The organism is Arhodomonas sp. SL1, assembly GCF_052060015.1.
Lineage (GTDB): Bacteria > Pseudomonadota > Gammaproteobacteria > Nitrococcales > Nitrococcaceae > Arhodomonas.
The window spans coordinates 151,221-167,507 of record NZ_JBPODZ010000002.1; the positions used below are offsets into that span (position 1 = coordinate 151,221).

Annotated in this window: 18 protein-coding genes; 7 read left to right on the forward strand and 11 right to left on the reverse strand. The window is 70.4% G+C overall.

Annotated features, from left to right (window positions below; translation table 11 throughout):
* Positions 1-20: 20 nt before the first annotated feature.
* The 9 genes from ACQ754_RS04480 to ACQ754_RS04520 form a co-directional block, all read right to left on the reverse strand.
* Positions 21-224, reverse strand: coding sequence for a hypothetical protein (locus tag ACQ754_RS04480; protein WP_440995796.1), 204 nt, complete (start codon positions 222-224; stop codon positions 21-23).
* Positions 225-239: 15 nt separating this feature from the next.
* The gene (fdh3B, locus tag ACQ754_RS04485) at positions 240-830 is read right to left on the reverse strand and encodes a formate dehydrogenase FDH3 subunit beta (protein ID WP_440995797.1); all 591 of its coding nucleotides are present in this window, start codon (positions 828-830) and stop codon (positions 240-242) included.
* A gap of 30 nt (positions 831-860) precedes the next feature.
* On the reverse strand, positions 861-3,818 hold the full coding sequence (locus ACQ754_RS04490; protein ID WP_440995798.1) for a formate dehydrogenase subunit alpha: 2,958 nt from the start codon (positions 3,816-3,818) through the stop codon (positions 861-863).
* A gap of 31 nt (positions 3,819-3,849) precedes the next feature.
* Positions 3,850-4,068: a hypothetical protein gene (locus ACQ754_RS04495; RefSeq protein ID WP_440995799.1), complete on the reverse strand. Its 219-nt coding sequence runs from the start codon at positions 4,066-4,068 to the stop codon at positions 3,850-3,852.
* The gene (locus ACQ754_RS04500; RefSeq protein ID WP_440995800.1) at positions 4,065-4,703 is read right to left on the reverse strand and encodes a TorD/DmsD family molecular chaperone; all 639 of its coding nucleotides are present in this window, start codon (positions 4,701-4,703) and stop codon (positions 4,065-4,067) included. The genes ACQ754_RS04495 and ACQ754_RS04500 overlap by 4 nt, the downstream gene beginning before the upstream one ends.
* Before the next feature lie 98 nt (positions 4,704-4,801).
* Complete coding sequence (locus tag ACQ754_RS04505; protein WP_440995801.1) at positions 4,802-6,460, reverse strand: 4Fe-4S dicluster domain-containing protein; 1,659 nt, start codon at positions 6,458-6,460, stop codon at positions 4,802-4,804.
* Positions 6,435-7,067: a DUF3306 domain-containing protein gene (locus ACQ754_RS04510; protein ID WP_440995802.1), complete on the reverse strand. Its 633-nt coding sequence runs from the start codon at positions 7,065-7,067 to the stop codon at positions 6,435-6,437. Before ACQ754_RS04510 ends, ACQ754_RS04505 begins: the two co-directional genes overlap by 26 nt.
* Positions 7,051-7,542, reverse strand: coding sequence for a DUF3305 domain-containing protein (locus tag ACQ754_RS04515; protein ID WP_440995803.1), 492 nt, complete (start codon positions 7,540-7,542; stop codon positions 7,051-7,053). The genes ACQ754_RS04510 and ACQ754_RS04515 overlap by 17 nt, the downstream gene beginning before the upstream one ends.
* Positions 7,539-8,030: a DUF6505 family protein gene (locus ACQ754_RS04520; protein ID WP_440995804.1), complete on the reverse strand. Its 492-nt coding sequence runs from the start codon at positions 8,028-8,030 to the stop codon at positions 7,539-7,541. The genes ACQ754_RS04515 and ACQ754_RS04520 overlap by 4 nt, the downstream gene beginning before the upstream one ends.
* Positions 8,031-8,127: 97 nt before the next feature.
* Here ACQ754_RS04520 and ACQ754_RS04525 point away from each other — a divergent pair, with 97 nt between their 5' ends.
* From ACQ754_RS04525 to moeA, 5 genes are read left to right on the forward strand one after another with little or no spacing between them, the layout of a single operon-like run.
* A complete protein-coding gene (locus ACQ754_RS04525) occupies positions 8,128-9,237 on the forward strand; it encodes a WD40/YVTN/BNR-like repeat-containing protein (RefSeq protein WP_440995805.1) in 1,110 nt (369 codons plus the stop codon).
* A complete protein-coding gene (gene yqeC / locus ACQ754_RS04530) occupies positions 9,234-9,983 on the forward strand; it encodes a selenium cofactor biosynthesis protein YqeC (protein WP_440995806.1) in 750 nt (249 codons plus the stop codon). Before ACQ754_RS04525 ends, yqeC begins: the two co-directional genes overlap by 4 nt.
* Positions 9,984-10,030: 47 nt before the next feature.
* A complete protein-coding gene (locus tag ACQ754_RS04535) occupies positions 10,031-10,309 on the forward strand; it encodes a MoaD/ThiS family protein (protein ID WP_440995807.1) in 279 nt (92 codons plus the stop codon).
* Positions 10,306-10,920, forward strand: coding sequence for a molybdenum cofactor guanylyltransferase MobA (mobA, locus tag ACQ754_RS04540; RefSeq protein WP_440995808.1), 615 nt, complete (start codon positions 10,306-10,308; stop codon positions 10,918-10,920). The genes ACQ754_RS04535 and mobA overlap by 4 nt, the downstream gene beginning before the upstream one ends.
* Positions 10,917-12,167, forward strand: a complete 1,251-nt coding sequence (gene moeA, locus ACQ754_RS04545) for a molybdopterin molybdotransferase MoeA (RefSeq protein WP_440995809.1) — start codon at positions 10,917-10,919, stop codon at positions 12,165-12,167. Before mobA ends, moeA begins: the two co-directional genes overlap by 4 nt.
* Positions 12,168-12,171: 4 nt before the next feature.
* Here moeA and ACQ754_RS04550 read toward each other — a convergent pair whose 3' ends face one another.
* Complete coding sequence (locus ACQ754_RS04550) at positions 12,172-12,378, reverse strand: DUF6494 family protein (protein ID WP_440995810.1); 207 nt, start codon at positions 12,376-12,378, stop codon at positions 12,172-12,174.
* A 40-nt stretch (positions 12,379-12,418) separates the two neighbouring features.
* Here ACQ754_RS04550 and ACQ754_RS04555 point away from each other — a divergent pair, with 40 nt between their 5' ends.
* On the forward strand, positions 12,419-14,752 hold the full coding sequence (locus tag ACQ754_RS04555) for a tetratricopeptide repeat protein (RefSeq protein WP_440995811.1): 2,334 nt from the start codon (positions 12,419-12,421) through the stop codon (positions 14,750-14,752).
* Positions 14,749-15,480: a biotin/lipoate--protein ligase family protein gene (locus tag ACQ754_RS04560; protein ID WP_440995812.1), complete on the forward strand. Its 732-nt coding sequence runs from the start codon at positions 14,749-14,751 to the stop codon at positions 15,478-15,480. Before ACQ754_RS04555 ends, ACQ754_RS04560 begins: the two co-directional genes overlap by 4 nt.
* On the opposite strand, the gene ACQ754_RS04565 is transcribed toward ACQ754_RS04560, so the two are convergent.
* Positions 15,447-16,226 (reverse strand): IclR family transcriptional regulator, encoded by a 780-nt coding sequence (locus tag ACQ754_RS04565; RefSeq protein WP_440995813.1) that lies wholly within the window; start codon positions 16,224-16,226, stop codon positions 15,447-15,449. The genes ACQ754_RS04560 and ACQ754_RS04565 overlap by 34 nt on opposite strands.
* Positions 16,227-16,287: the final 61 nt, after the last annotated feature.

The window sequence follows — 16,287 nt, forward strand, 5'->3', positions numbered from 1 at the left end:
CGCCTCCGGCGGCGGGATCCCTAGCGATCCTTCTGGACCTGCTCGAAGCGACGGTTCAGGCGCTCCCGGAGCTCACCGTCCCGCAACTTCGCCAGCAATGGGTCGGAGCTACCTTTGTACTGGCCGGGCTCATAGAGGGTCACGTCCGTATCCTCGTAGCAGCCCGACAGGCCGACCCCGGAGACGAGGAGGACCAGCAGGCCGGCAGGCAGCATTCGGCTCATAATCCCTCCCCCCGGCTAGACGCCGGCCCCGTAGGCCTTCTCCCAGCCCCAGGTGGAAGGACGACCGGAGCGGCGCATCACCCGCTCGCGGTAGATGTCCGCCACCATGTCGCCGTCACCGGCCAGCAGGGCCTTCGTCGAGCACATCTCCGCGCAGGCCGGCAGCTTACCCTCGGCGATGCGATTGCTGCCGTAGCGCTCGTACTCCTCGGCACTGTTGTCCTCCTCCGGCCCGCCGGCACAGAAGGTGCATTTGTCCATCTTGCCGCGGACGCCGAAGGCCTCCTGTTGCGGATACTGCGGTGCCCCGAACGGGCAGGCATAGAAGCAATAGCCGCAGCCGATGCAGAGGTCCTTGTCGTGGAGGACGATGCCATCCTCGGTGGTATAGAAGCAGTCCACCGGGCAGACCGCCGCGCAGGGGGCATCGGTGCAGTGCATGCACGCCACGGAGATGGACTTCTCCCCGGGGACACCGTCGTTGAGGGTGATCACGCGGCGGCGATTCACGCCCCACGGCACCTCGTTCTCGTTCTTGCAGGCGGTGACGCAGGCATTGCACTCGATGCAGCGCTCGGCGTCACAGAGAAACTTCATTCGCGCCATGGCGGTCTTCTCCCTGGTCCAGCCGTTCCGTTACGCCGCTGAGATCTCACACAGGGTGGACTTGGTCTCCTGCATCAGCGTCACCGAGTCATACCCATAGGTGGTCGCCGTGTTGCAGGCCTCGCCGCGGACGATGGGCGCCGTCCCTTCCGGATAGCGATCCAACAGGTCCTCGCCCTGGAACCAGCCGCCGAAGTGGAAGGGCGTCCAGACCACACCGCGGCCCACGCGGGGTGTCACCATTGCGCGGACCTTGATGCGGCCCCCCTCGGGGCCCTCCAGCCACACCCACTGGCCGTCCTCGAGGGCGCGGTCGTTGGCATCGGCCGGGTTGATCTCCACGAACATCTCCTGCTGCAGCTCGGCAAGCCAGGAGTTGGAGCGTGTCTCCTCGCCGCCGCCCTCGTACTCGGTCAGCCGGCCGCTGGTGAACACCAGGGGATACTGTCGCGAGTGGTCGGTCTGCTGGATCGAGTCGTACCGGGTCGGCAACCGCCACAGGGCCTTGCGGTCCTCATAGGTCCGGTACTGCTCCACCAGATCGAAGCGCGGCGTGTACAACGGCTCCCGGTGCACCGGGATCGGGTCCGGGAATTGCCAGACCTCACAGCGGGCCTTCGCGTTGCCGAACGGCGCGCAGCCGTGGGCGATGGCCACCCGCTGGATCCCGCCGGAGAGGTCGGTCTTCCAGTTGACGCCGTCGAGGGCACCGTCACTGCCGTCGCCGGAGGCGCCGGCCACCGCCCGGATCACATCCATCTCGTCGCCGGTGAGATCCCCGGCCCAGCCGAGCTGGCGCAGCATGCCGAAGGTGAATTCGGGGTGACCGTCCTCGATCTCCGAGCCCTCCGGATAGGAACCCTCCGCCAGCAGGGTCTCGCCGTCGCGCTCCACCCCGAAGCGTGCACGGAAGCACAGGCCGCCCTCGGCCACCGGTTTGCTGGTGTCGTAGAGGATGGGGGTGCCGGGGTGCCCCATCTCCGCCGTCCCCCAGCACGGCCAGGGCAGGCCGTAGTACTCGCCATCCAGTGGCCCGCCTACCGCTTGCAGCGTGGTGGTGTCGAAGGTGGCCCGCTGCTCAGTGTGACGCTTCAATCGCTCGGGGCTCTGGCCGGTATAGCCGATGGTCCAGGTGCCGCGGTTGATCTCCCGCAGGGTGTCCTCGACGCTCGGCATCCCGTCCTCCACGGCGATGTGCTTGAACATCTCCTCGGCGAAGCCGAACTTCTCGGCGAAGAGATAGAGGATCTCGGCATCGGTCTTGGACTCGAACAGCGGCTCGACGACCTTCTCCCGCCACTGCAGGGATCGGTTGGAGGCGGTCACCGAGCCCGGCTGCTCGAACTGGGTACAGGTGGGCAGCAGGTAGACCCCGTCGCTGCGCTCGCTCATCACCGCCAGATGGGTGGGATAAGGGTCCGAGATCACCACCAAATCCAGCTGCTCGACGGCCTTCTTCATGTCCACGCCGCGGGACTGGGAGTTCACCGCGTGGCCTTGGAAGAACACCGCCTTGAAGTTGCTTCGCTGGGAGAGGTTCTCCGGGGATTCGAGGACGCCGTCCACCCAGCGGGACACCGGGATGCCCTCGATATTCATGGTGTAGGCCATGCTGCCGCCGCCGGCGTCGTACTGCTGAGAGGTGTCGAAGCGCCCCCGTAGCCACTCATAATCCACGTCCCAGACCCGGCACCAGTGCCGCCAAGCGCCCTCCGACAGCCCATAGTAACCGGGCAGGGTGTGGCTGTTGGGACCCACATCGGTGGCACCCTGCACGTTGTCATGGCCGCGGAAGATATTGGCACCGCCGCCGCTGACGCCGATGTTGCCCAGGGCCAGCTGGAGGATGCAGTAGGCCCGGGTGTTGTTGTTGCCGATGTGGTGCTGGGTCCCGCCCATGCACCACACGATGGTACCGGGGTGGTTCTCCGCCAGGACCCGGGCCGCCTCGCGGACCGTATCCTCCGGCACGCCGGTGATATCCTCGACCACCTCCGGCGTCCACTGCTCCACTTCGGCGCGGACCTTGTCCATGCCGTAGACGCGCTGGGCGATATAGTCGCTGTGTTCCCAGCCATTGCCGAAGATGTGCCAGAGCAGGCCCCAGACCAACGGGATGTCCGTACCCGGGCGCAGTCGCACGTAGAGGTCGGCGTGGGCGGCGGTACGGGTGAAACGGGGGTCACAGACGATGACGCGGCAGCCGTTCTCCTTGGCCCGGAGGATGTGCTGCATCGCCACCGGATGCGCCTCGGCGGCGTTGCTGCCGATGAAGATCGCCGACTTGGCGTTATGGATATCATTGAAGGAATTCGTCATCGCCCCGTAGCCCCAGGTGTTGGCCACCCCGGCGACGGTGGTGGAATGGCAGATTCGGGCCTGGTGGTCGATGTTGTTGCTGCCCCAGAAGGCGGCGAACTTCCGCTGCAGGTAGGAACCCTCGTTGCTCGCCTTCGACGAGCCGCACCAGAAGATGGCATCCGGCCCGTGCTCCTCGCGGATCCGGAGGAACTCATCGCCGATTTCCTCCACCGCCTGATCCCAGTCGATGCGCCGCCAACGCCCGCCTTCGAGCTTCATCGGGTACTTCAGCCGCTTCTCGCCCATGCCGTGCTCTCGCACGGAGGCCCCCTTGGCGCAATGGCCGCCGAGGTTGAACGGCGAGTCGAAGTCCGGCTCCTGGCCGGTCCAGACGCCGTTCTGCACCTCGGCCATCACGCCGCAGCCCACCGAGCAGTGGGTACACACCGAGCGGCGGATCTCCGTGGCCACATCGGGCCGGCGCGTGTGGTCCTCGTCCTGGGCCTCGGCCCGGCGCATCATGCTCGGCCCCAGCGCGGCGGCGCCCAGCGCACCGGCGCCGGCGGCGAGCCCGGAACGACGCAGGAAGGCGCGCCGGTCCATGGGGGCCGAGAGGATGCCGGTCGCGCCCGTCCCGTGCCCCGCTGCAGCGGTGTCCGTATCTACCTGCTTGCGGATCAGTTTCATCGTCTCTCTCCCCCTGCTGGCCCGTGGCGGCTCAGAACCGGGCCAGGTCGTAGTACCGACGCACGTGCTCGCTCTCCTGGTAACCCCGTGCCCGGCCGGCGTCGTCCTTGCCAGCGGGCTTGTCCGCACGCGCGGTATCGGCGCTCACCCTCACCCCGGCCGCGGCGGCACCGGCCGCCAACGTACCGCCGGCGGCGACACCGCGTAGGAAACGCCTCCGGGGAAGGGAGGTGGGTGTCTTATCGGTCATGGCATTGCTCTCCCGGAACGAAGGGGATTGTCATCGGCGGCCAGCCCCAGGTACTGCTTCTCCAGGACGGCAAAGCGCTCGCCGAGACGGGCCGCGGCCGCATAGAAATCCGCGCTCGGTGCGCCCTGCACATCCCCCATGAAGCGCTCCACCCAGGGGGCCAGGAACTCGGCGAAAAAGCCCCGCTGGACGCCCAGGTCGGCACCCTCATCGGGCGCGGCAAGGGTACCCATAACGTCGAACAGGGCGGCGATGTGATCCTCCGGCTCGCTGACACCCTCCTGGCGCTCAAAGCCGAGATCCCCCAACCGTGAGCGCAGGGCCACCAGGGGGCGGCCCATCAGGAAGCCGGTGAGGTACCAGCTGGCGTAGGGGACGACCTCGCCGCGACCGAGGCCGATGAACAGGTCCTGGAATTCTCCGTCGAGGACATCGACGGGGGCCGAACCGGCGGCCTCACCGAGATTCGCCCAAGCCTCGGCCACCGGGCCGGTGGTCTCGGGCCGCCGCGCCGCGACCAGCGCATCAAGCAAACGACGATCCGGCGGTGGCGCGAACAAGCGGGCCAGCAGGCGATAGGTCTCGCCCCGGATGGCATCATCCGTATCCATACCCGGCCCATCATCGTCAACCATCAAGCGCTCCTCCCTGGGGCGGCTTACTGTACTGGTATAGACAGAAGTCGCGGGTGTCGCAAATATTTTCGACGTTGCAGCGCATTATCGCAGCGCCGTCACCGGTAACGCTCCAGGCCACCCTCTTCGGCAAGGAGATCACGCACCCGGCACTCCTCGCACATCTTCAGCCGCCTCATCGAGCGCTCATCAGCGAACATCCAGTGTTCGGCGAGCTGGGAGGTAATACGGTCGATCACCCCCTCGGTGGCGAAGGCCTTGCCACAGCTCACGCAGTGGAACGGCCGTTCCTCGTGGACCACCCGGGGCTCGGCGGCGGTCTGCGCATGGACATCCATGCGCGGTGCCAGGGTGATGGCGTCCTCCGGGCAGGCCCGCTCGCAGATCCCGCACTGTACGCAGCGGTCCTCGGCAAAAAGCAGCTGCGGGCTGGAGCCCGCGCTGCTCAACGCCTCCACCGGGCACACCGAGGCACAGGCCATACAGAGGGTGCAGGCAGAGTCGTCGACTGCGACGGTACCGAAGGGGGCGCCCGGACTCAGCGTGAAGGCGGCCGGTGGTGGATCGGCGAGGGCGAACAACGCGCGCTGCCAGACCTCGCGTTTGCTGCCGCTGACGCTGAAATGGGTCTCCAGGCTCCGGGGGGCACGCTCGCTGAGCTCGCCCAGCGCTTCCCGCAGCTCCACGGCGCCCCCCGCCACACGAACGCACCCCGCCGACAGGCCGATGCCCTCGAGCACCTCCCCGGCGAAGTGTCGTTGCGAACGGGTCGCCGCCGCCAGGCTGGGCTCCGGTGCCGGCGGCAACAGGATGAGGACATCGGAGACGCCGAAGGCGAGCAGCGCCGTCCACACCTCGGGGCCAACGCTGCCGACGTCCTCCACCGCCACCGGCAGCACGCGCTCCGGGAGCTCGTCGGCCATCGCCTGCAGGAGCTCGGCCCCCGCATCGTCATCATGGAAGAGGATGCAGGGCGGCGGGGCCTCGTGACTGCGGTAGGCATCCACGGCGCTTCGAAGGACCCCGAGCAGATCGGTGGCATCCGGGAAGGCATAGGCCATGGCCCCCGAGGGGCAGACCGTGGCGCAGCTGCCGCAGCCCTGGCAGAGATAGGGGTCAACCTGCACCCGCTCACCGAGTGAGCGTATGGCACCAGTGGCGCAGGCGTCGAGACAGCGCGTACAGCCACCGATGCGGCGGCTGCCATGGGCACAGAGCATCTCCTGATAGGCGAAATAGCGGGGCTTACGGAAGCCCCCGATCAGCTGCGGGAGATCCCGCAACGCCTGCGTGAGGGCCTCGGCGTCCTCCCCCACGCGGTGGTAGCCCACCGGCGGGCGCTCCACCTCCAGGTGAGGCGCGGGGGAGAGATCGAGCACCTGGTCGAAACAGGTGCGTCCCTGACGCCACAGGGACGCCAGATTGCGCACGGCACCGTCGCGCTGGATCCACGCCTCGAAGGCCCCGAGATGGCCGGCGACACCCTCGGGGCGACCCACCGCGATGACGTGGGCCGCCGCCTCGCCACCGCCGGCGCTACCGTCCTCGTCCACCACGGCGCATTCCAGGGCACCGTCAAGGGCGCGGAGGGCCTCGAGGGCGCGTTCCCCCGGCCCGAGCACCAGCAGCTCCCGCCCGGCCTCGTAGTCGACGAACCCCTCCAGTTGCAGGCGCGCCCGGGCCAGCACCTCAAGGGCGGCCTGGCGCGCAGCACTGGCCCCTTCCGGCAGATCAAGCGCCTGAAGGCCGATCTCCATGATCCTCTCCATCCACGGGTGAATCTTGCGGCGCCGTACCGGTATCCCGGCTGTATGCGCCGGTGTCCCCGGCGAGCTCGCCTTCAACGGCCCCCTCCGGGGTGCCCGCCTGCTGCCCCTCGGCGGTCGCATCCGTGCGGGACTCCTCCCCGGTGGCGGCCTGGTCCTGCTCGGCGGCGAGGCGGCGCTCCGACTGCAGCCGCATATCCGAGGTCACGGTATCGCCGAGGGGCGTGAAGGCGCGATAGTCGCCGTCGTAGTCATCCAGCCCGTCGCGGAGCTGGAACTTGGGCATGCGAAACAGCCGGCGCAGGGCCTGGCGGCGTAGCGCCTCGCTGACCCCCTCGGAGAAGAAGCCGCTGACGTCCGTATCCTCGGTGAGGCTCTCCACCGGGGGCATGTCGTCGTCCGTGAGCACCGCGGGATCGCCGCCCCCCTCGGGGTCATCCCCCGGTGTCGCCTCCGACACGCTGGCGCCGGGTTCCGAAGTATCGGCGGCAGGCGGCGGTGCATCATCGCCGACGTCGCGCTTGCGCCGCGACCAGCGCCGCAGGAAAGGCTCGCCGCCGGGCGGGTCCCCGCCCTGGGGGTCATCGGCCGTCGTCATCGCTGGACCTCCGTCGGCCCCGGCGCCTGGGCCGGGGCTGATAGTGCGTCATCACGAAACGCTCCAGTACCTCCTGTACCGGCGCCGGGATCACCACCTCGAAGACCTCGCCGTCGCCCTCGAGCTGCCGCGTGGCCTCGTCCTGGTCCAGGGTCACCATTACCGGCACCAGCTGCCCGGCGCTGTCCGGCCGGCAGATCACGAAGGCCCGCGGCCGGGTGCCGGTGAGATTGAACCAGTAGGTCTCGGCGTTGGAGCGCACCAGCCGGAAACGAAGCCCGCGCCAGAGGTAGTCGGAGGTGCCCTCCACCGCGTGCACGACACCGCCGCTCGGCGTCTCTCCGTGGCCTTCCTCGTCGGGAAGCAATCCGGCCACCTCCCAGGCGGGATAGGACCAGCCGCGATGCACCCGCTGCGTACAGCGCATGAGGACGCTGACGGGGAGGACCGTGACCTCGGGCGCCGTCGTGCTCACGAGGTACCCTCCGGGACGAAGCGTATCGGTTGGCCCGCCTGCCAGTCGGCGGGCTGCGGCCGGTGAATGCGGATCTGCTCGGCGACACCCTCGCCGGTGAGTCGTCGTTGCAGCGAGAAGATGGTATTGACCGGGGCATCAGCGAGGGAGGCGGTGTAGTCGAGCTCGCGGCGGGCCTCCTCCAGCGCCGCCTCCAGCCCCGGCGCCCCGTACTGGTCACGCAGGTGCGCCGCCAACACCTCCGCCAACCGGCGATAGTCCAGATCCCCGATCTCCGCGACTACCGCCAGGGTCGACCAGCCGAAGCTCTCCAGGCCCAGGAAGCCACCCTCGAAGGCTGCCCGTTCCCCCCCGACGAGGGCGTCGGGATCCCGGTCACTGAAGGTGAACGCAAAGGTGCCGGTCACCAGCCACTCACCGGCATGGGCGGCGCGCGGGTACGCGTGATCGTCGGAATCGTCGAGGCGCAGACATCGCAGCAGCCGCATGGCACCCTCCTCCCGGCGTGGTCACACCACGTTCACCTAGACCTTGACGGTATAGTATATGTACGCGGATCAGGAAACCGCGGATACGGCCAACACGATGGCAACGCAGGAAAGTCGCATAGCGGTATTGGTGGGGACACGCAAGGGCCTGTTTGTGGCGCGCGGCGACAGGGAACGGCAACACTGGCGCCTGGAGGGTCCCCATCTCGCCGGCTACGAGATCCAGGCGGCCTTCCTCGATCCGCGCGACCCCCGGCGCGGCTATGCCGCGGCCCATCACCCGGTGTGGGGGATCCACGTCTACAGGAGCGAGGACGCCGGCCACAGCTGGCAGGCCCTGGCCGAGGTGCCGCGCTTCGGCACTGACGACACCCCCGAGCAGCTGCGGATGATCTGGTGCCTCGCACCGGGCCCACCACAGCGGCCGGACACCCTGTACGCCGGCATCGAGCCCGCGGGGCTGTTCGTCTCCCATGATGCGGGTGGCAGCTGGCAGCCGCTGCCGGGTTTCAACAACCACCCCACCCGCCGGCTCTGGTCCCCGGCGAAGGGCGGGCTCGCCGTACATTCCGTACAGGTGGATCCCGACGATCCCGAGCGCCTCTACGCCGCCCTGTCCGCCGGCGGGGTATTCCGCTCCGACGATGCCGGCGGCCACTGGGTCCCCTGCAATCACGGCGTTCGCGCGCCCTATCTCCCCGGCCGCGCACCGGAGGCCGGGCACTGCGTGCACCGGCTGCTGGTGCACCCCGCCGGTGGCGGGCGGCTCTACCAGCAAAGTCACAACGGCGTCTATGTCAGCGATGATCACGGGGCCCACTGGGAGGAGGTCACCGACGGCCTCCCCAGCGACTTCGGCTACGCGCTGGCCACCGACCCCGCCGATCGCGACCGGCTCTACACGGTGCCGGAACAGGACAGTCAGATGCGCGCCACCGTGGATGCCCGGCTGCGGGTCTACACCAGCAGCGACGCCGGGCTGCACTGGCGACCCCTCGAGCAAGGGCTGCCCCAGGAGAACGTCTTCGTCACCATCCTGCGGGACGGCCTGGACAGCGACCCCCTCACCCCCACCGGCCTGTATCTGGGCACCTCCAGCGGCCACCTCTTCGCGAGTAACGACGGCGGTGCGCACTGGTACCTGATGGCGGGTTTCCTCCCCGGTATCCTGAGCGTCCGGGCGTCCCTCACGGAGTCGGCACCATGACCGGGCTGCTCGAGGCACTGGGAATCGAAGGGGGGATCGTCTGCGCCGTGGGCGCCGGCGGCAAGAAGACGACCCTCTATCGCATCGCCGGACTCTGGCCGGGATCCTATGCCCTCACTGCGACGGTATTCACCACGCCGCCGCCCCGACGGCTGTGGGATCGGCGGATACTGGCCTCGGGTGCCGAGTTGCAGGCATCCGTCCTCGCGGCGGGCGAACACCGCCGTCTGGCCTATGCCGGACCCTCGGACAAGCCTGGCCGGGTCGCAGGCGTCGCGCCGGAGCTCATTGCGGACCTACACCATGAAGCCGGACGCGGGCTGACCCTGGTCAAGGCCGACGGGGCCCGCATGCGCGGGATCAAGGCCCCGCGGCAGGACGAGCCGATCATCCCCGCGGCCACCGACGTGGTGCTGCACCTGTGTTCCGCCGCCGTCCTCGGGGCGCCCCTGGACGAGGCCGTCGCCCACCGCCCGGAACGGCTGGGCCCGGTGATCGGCGCCGCTCCCGGGGAGCCCCTCCGACCGGAGCATCTGGCCAAGCTAATCGCGTCGCCGGAGGGGGCAGGTAAGGGCGTGGGCCGGGCCCGGCTCGTGGCGGTGATCAACCAGGTCGACGACGACGCGCGCCTGCAGGGGGCGCGGGAGGCGGCCCGGACGGCCATCGGGCGAGGCACGGCGGAACGGGTAGTGCTCACCGCCATGCGCGCGGCGGAGCCGATCCGGGAGGTTGTCCGGCGCCGGTGACGGCGGCAGACTGGCCAGAGAGCGAATCCGCAGCATCGGTGACGACGATGAACCGGATCACAGTCCACATCCCCTCCCCCCTGCGGGATTTCACCGGCGGTGACGCCGAGCTGGTGGTGGAGGCGGATTGCGTGCGCGACGCCCTGGAGCGGATCGGCGAGCGCCATGCCCTGCTGCTGCCGCGCATCCTCACCCGCGGCGGGGACCTGCGACCCTATGTGAACCTTTTCCTGGACGAGGATGACATCCGGTCCCTGAACGGCCTGGAGACCCCCGTCACCGGCGCGCGGGAACTGCTCGTAGTCCCGTCGGTGGCCGGGGGATGAGCATGGGCGCATCGGGGGAGGCGATCACGGGGGTTATTCTCGCCGGCGGCGAGGGCAGCCGCATGGGTGGCGTGGACAAGGGCCTCGTGGAGGTAGCGGGGCGACCGCTGGTCGAACACGTGCTCGGCGCCCTGCGGCCTCAGGTGGATGCCGTGCTCATCAGCGCCAACCGCAGCCTCGAACGCTATCGCGCTTACGGTCACCCCGTGATCACCGACGCCGGGAGCGGTTTCCAGGGCCCGCTGGCCGGCATGGCCGCGGCGCTTGCCGAGGTGCACACGCCGCTCACTGCCTTCGTGCCCTGCGACGCGCCGGCACTGCCACCGGACCTCGTGGCCCGTCTCCGCCGGGCCCTGGAGGCGGAAGGGGCGGAGGTGGCCACGGCCCACGACGGCGAGCGCCTGCAGCCGGCCCACGCCCTGCTGCGCACCGCGCTCACGGGGAGCCTCGCGGCGGAGGTCTCGGCGGGACAGCGCCGCATCGCCCACTGGTTCCGTGGCCGGCGGACGGTGGAGGTGGACTTCAGTGACGTGCCCGAGGCCTTCGCCAACGTGAACACGCCGGAGGAGCGCGACCGCATGACGGCACTGCTGCAGAGGACGGCACCATGAGCGGATCCGGACCGACCGGCGGCGGCCACGACAGCCCCGCCATCACCCTCGACGAGGCACTGGCACGCATCCGCGGCGCCCTCACGCCGGCCACCCTGATCGAGCGGGTTCCGGTGCGCGGCGCCCTCGGCCGAGTGCTCGCGGAGACGGTGACCGCGGACCGCGACGTCCCCCTGCGCGACAACTCCGCCATGGACGGCTATGCCCTGCGCCATGCCGACGCCCTCGCCGGTCCGCTGCGCATCATAGGCGATGCCCTCGCCGGCCACCCCTATGGATCAGCGGTAGGGCCCGGCGAATGCGTGCGGATCATGACCGGCGGCGTGGTCCCGGCGGGCGCCGACACGGTCGTCATGCAGGAGCACTGCGCGGCCGACGGCGATCACCTACGGGTCGAGCGCTGCCCGGAGCCCGGTGCCAACATCCGTCGCGCCGGCGAGGACCTCCCCCGCGGCGGCACCGTCCTCGAGGCCGGCAGGCGGCTCACTGCAGCGGACCTGGGCGTCCTGGCATCCGTGGGGCGGGCCGAGGCGGACGTCCGCTATCGGCCGCGCGTGGCCTTCTTCTCCACCGGTGACGAGTTGCGCTCGGTGGGCCAGCCGCTGGGGGAAGGCGACGTCTACGACAGCAACCGCTATACCCTGCATGGCATGCTCTCGCGCCTGGGCGTGGAGGCCGTGGACCTGGGGGTGGTGCGGGATGATCCCGAGGAGCTGCGGCGGGCCTTGAACGAGGCGGCCCACCGCGCCGATGTGATCCTCACCTCCGGCGGCGTCTCCGTCGGCTCCGCGGACTACGTGACCACGGTCCTCTCGGAGATCGGCGAGATCGGTTTCTGGCGGGTCTCGGTCAAGCCCGGACGCCCCTTGGCCTTCGGCCATATCGGCGGCGCGGCCTTCTTCGGCCTTCCGGGCAATCCCGTCTCGTCCATGGTCACCTTCACCCAGATCGTGGCGCCGGCCCTGCGTCACCTCTCCGGGGAGACCCCCCGACCGCCGCTACGGTTCACCGCCCGCTGCACCAATGCGCTGCACAAGAAGCCCGGACTACTGGAGTTCCAGCGAGGCATGCTCGCAAGCGGCACGGACGGACAGCCGGAGGTCACCCCCTTCGGCCGCCAGGGTTCCGGCATACTGCGTTCCATGAGCGCCGCCGACTGCTTCATCGTCCTGCCACGGGAGGGCGCCGAGATCGGCGCCGGGGATCCCGTGACCGTGGAACCGTTCCAGGGGCCGCTCGCCTTGTAGGCGCTCAGTCCCTGAGCTCGAGCTCCCCATCGACATGATGCTCAACGCCAAGTTCCTCGCAACGCAGGGTCACCGTTACCGCAACGCTGCCCTGCGGCAACCGGCCCTCCTCCGCCAGGGCACGGGCCGCGGTCTCGATCTCCCGCTGGGAGGTGATACCGACCTTCTTGAGAAAGCGCCGGATGCTCATGTTCAGTGCGTCCTCGTCCATGGTCTTTCTCCCTTCATGGAACATTGCTAGGCGAGCGCATATGACCCACAGCAGAGCATCCCGGCACCGCGCCATCAACCCGTTACCCGGATGGGGCCAGCCGGACGGCAGCGAACCCCTCCGCGGTTTGCCGCCGGTGGCCCGGGGAGAGGGACGCAGGATCCTCCTTGTCGGCGAGGATGGGCCGATACGTGCCGCCGTGGGGGACTGGATCACCCGCCGGCCGGAGGGCACCGCCGTGATCGCGGCGACCCTGGATGTCCCCTTGCTGGAGCGCGAGCCCGAGGTCCTGCTGTTCCGGCTCGGGCAGGCGGCGTCTGCCCTCAGCCCGATCCCCGCCGGTATCCCGCTGCAGCCCGGGCCGATGCGGGAGGCACTGCCGAACTGGCTGGCCCGGGCCGGCGCCACGGGCGGGGCCATCGTCGTGCTCGAAGGCGTGGACCGGCGTGGCGGTGATACCGACTGGCTCCCCGGCCATGTCCCGCCAACGGTCACGGTGCTCGCAACGGCCCTCCCGGGCGGGGTGGCGGACCAGCTGACGGCGTCGGGCTGGGAGCGCATCGATGTCGCCGGCGTCTCCACCAGCCCCCGGCCCCCGGCCAACCGGGCCGAACCGCTGCTGCGGCGACTGTGGGCCTCGCCCGACGGGGTGACCGACGACGAGCTCACCGGCATCGATCCCGGCGGTGATCAGCGCCGCACGGCGAGCGCCTGGCTGCGGCGGCGCCCGGGACGCGTAGCATTGGCCGACGACGGCATGCGCCGCGCGCTGGCCTCGGCCCTCGAGCTGGAGGGTGACCGGGGCAGCGCATGGCTCACCGCACTGGCCTCCGGGACCCGAGACCCTATCCACGCCGGCGGCTGGCTCGCCGTCGCCGAGGCATGGCAGGAACTGGCGGCCCGCCTGGCAGCGCCCGACACGCTGGATCACTGGTCGAGCTCGGCACCCGTTGTGGCGGCACTGTGGCGGCGGCTCCCGAACCCTGAGGCCGCCTGGTCATCGCTCGCCGAGACCCTGGCGCGGGCGCGCGGCAGGGAACCGACGACGCGGGAGGCCCGGCGGCAGCTCTCCGCGGTATCGCTGCTCGAGGCGCTGGAGCGCCCCCAGGAGGCAGCGGAGCTCCGTGCCGCAGTCACCCACTGGCTCGCCCGGGCCGGCGCACCGCGTAGTGAGCTCGCGGAGGCCCTGCACCGGGACGGGCTGGCCGCCCTGGATGCCGGTGAGCCGGACCCGGCCATGCAGCGCCTGGAGCAGGCCCTGCGGCTTCGCCGCCGCATCCATGGGGAACACTCCGCGGAGGCCCTCGCCAGCGAGCACGCCATCGCCATGGTCCACGAGACCAAGGGAGAGACCGAGCAGGCGGAGCAATGCTACCGCCGTCTGCTCGATGGTGCCGCGGAACGCCACGACCCGGGGGATCCCCGACTGATCGCGTACCGGGCCAACCTGGCGGCGGTACAGCGGGCCGCCAACCGGCTGGAGCCGGCCCGGGACCACCTGGAGGGGACGCTGCGCACCGCCCGGCAGTCCCTGGGGGAGGACCATCCCGCGACAGTCTCCCTTCAGGACGCCCTGGCGGGGCTGCTCTACGCCGGGGGCGACCCGGAAGGGGCCGAGCAACACTACCGACAGGTGGCCGCCAGCGCCGAGCGGCTGTTCGGCCCGTATCATGGGGCCACCGCTGCCGCCCTGCATAACCTGGGGACCTGCTTGGACAGCCGTGGCGCCTACCGTGAGGCCGAGACATGCTTTCGCCGAGCGCTGGAACTCCGGCGCAGCCTCCATGGCCCCCACCACGAGGACACCGCATCGACGCTGCACAACCTGGCAGGGGTGCTGGATGTCACCGGCCGCGGGAGGGAGGCCCAGACCCTCTACCGTGAGGCCATCGATGCCTGGGAACGGCTGGTCGGCGCGGACCACCCGGCGACGGCCACCAGCGTCAACAACCTCGCCGATCTGCTGCGTGAGCAGGGGAACCATCGAGAGGCCGAGGCGTTGTACCGGAGGAACCTGGATACATGGGAGGCGCTATTCGGTCCCTCCCACCCCAACGTGCTGATGACAGCGGCCGAGCTCGGCGGTCTCTGCGCCGACAGCGACCGGCCCGAGGAGGCGGAGGCCTGGCTCCAACCGGCCCTCGAAGAGCTCCGCGCCCGCCTCGGCGTCACCAGCGGGCTATACCTGGACACCGCGCTGCGGTTGGCGCGGCTGCGGGCGGGGCGCGGCCGACGCGATGCTGCCCTGGCCCTGCTCGACGAGGCCCTGGGGGCCGCGGAGGGCAGTACCGCGCGGCTCACGGCCCGCTATCAAAAGCTGCGCCGTCATCGCGACGCCATCGCGGGCGACGGTCAACCGGCGGAGGGCCCGTGAGCGCGGACGCCCACGGCAGCGACGCCCTCGCCGCGGAGCTCCCCGCGACCTACGAGCTAGTCCGGCGGCAGCGGGTGGACAGCGTCTCCCGGGAAGCGCTGCGCCTTGGCAGGCAAGGAGCCGATGAGGGCACCCTGGTCTGGGCGGCGGAGGAGGACAATTCCGGCCCACCGGGGGCCCTGTATGCCGCCGTGCTCCTCCGGCCCGGCGAGGAGATCGGCGGGCGCTGGCCGGAGCTGGCCGCCGTGGCGGCGGTCGCCGCCGGCGCGGCGATCGCCGAGCTCTGCCAGCCCATGACCCCGCTGCGCTACCGTTGGCCGGACGGCCTCGCCCTGGGCCCCGACGAGGCGGGGCGCATCGCCCTCGCGCCGGAGGCACAGCTCCTCGCGGTCGCCTGGCGCATTCACATCACGGCCCCACCGGAGGGGGAGCCACCGGTCGCCGCACTGAACACCGACGGCGGTGCCGACACCACCCCGGGGGAGCTCCTCGGCCGCACCAGCCGCTTCTTCCTGGACTGGATCAACCGGTGGGCGGAGGAGGGATTCGCCCCCGTCCGCCGGGCTTGGCTGGCTCGAAGGATCCTGGAATACCTGCCGCCGCAGGCACCCGCCGGTGAGGCCGTGGACATCGACCCCCGCGGTAACCTGATCGTACGCACCCGCGACGGCGACACCAGCCTGCCCCTCGCGGATCACTTGGTCACCGGATCCGTCCCCCCGCGGTGACCAAGGCGCCGGGAGAGATCCCGGGCCGCGGCGCACACCGCCGCCGCCGGCGCCTCGCCGGGCCGCGCGTCGAATCCGGCGGAATACCCCAGGGCGGTGACCACGCCGGCCACCTCGTCCTGATGATCGAACACCGGCGCCGCCACCGCCGCGATCCCCGGCAGCAGGTCGCCGCTGACGGTGGCGACGCCGTCGCGGCGGATCCGCTCCGCCATGGCCTCGGCCTCCTCGGACGATGCGCCGGCCAGCTCGTGCTCCAGCTGCGGCTGCACCACCGCACGGGCACCCCAGGCGAGGAAGGCCCGCCCGGTGGCCGAGCGCAACAGCGGCATCACCGAGCCGAGTCGGACATTGACGGTGACCGCATCCGAGCTCTCCAGCCAGCGCACCACCGTAGGCCCGCGGTTGCCCCACACGGCGAACAATACGGTCTCGTCGAGCTCGTCACGCAACCGGTGCAGCGCCGCGTCGGCCAGGCGCACGATATCCATCCGACGCAGGGCGGCGAGGCCGAGCTCGAGGGCCAGCGGCCCCAGGTCGTAGACCCCGGTGTCCGGGTGCTGCTCCACCAACCCCGCGCGCGCCAGGCTCACCAGGTAGCGGTGGGCCTTGGCCGGCGCCATCCCGGCGCGCCGTGCCAGTGCCCCCAGGCCCATGCCGGTTTCCTCGGCAGCCAACGCGGCCACTAACGTCATCCCCGTTTCCACCGAGCGCACGCCCTGCTGCGCCCGTTCGTCCCTGCCCATGCCTCACTCCTTGCGGTTGCTTGACGGAAGCGCACCCTGAAATTATGTTTAACGTAACCAA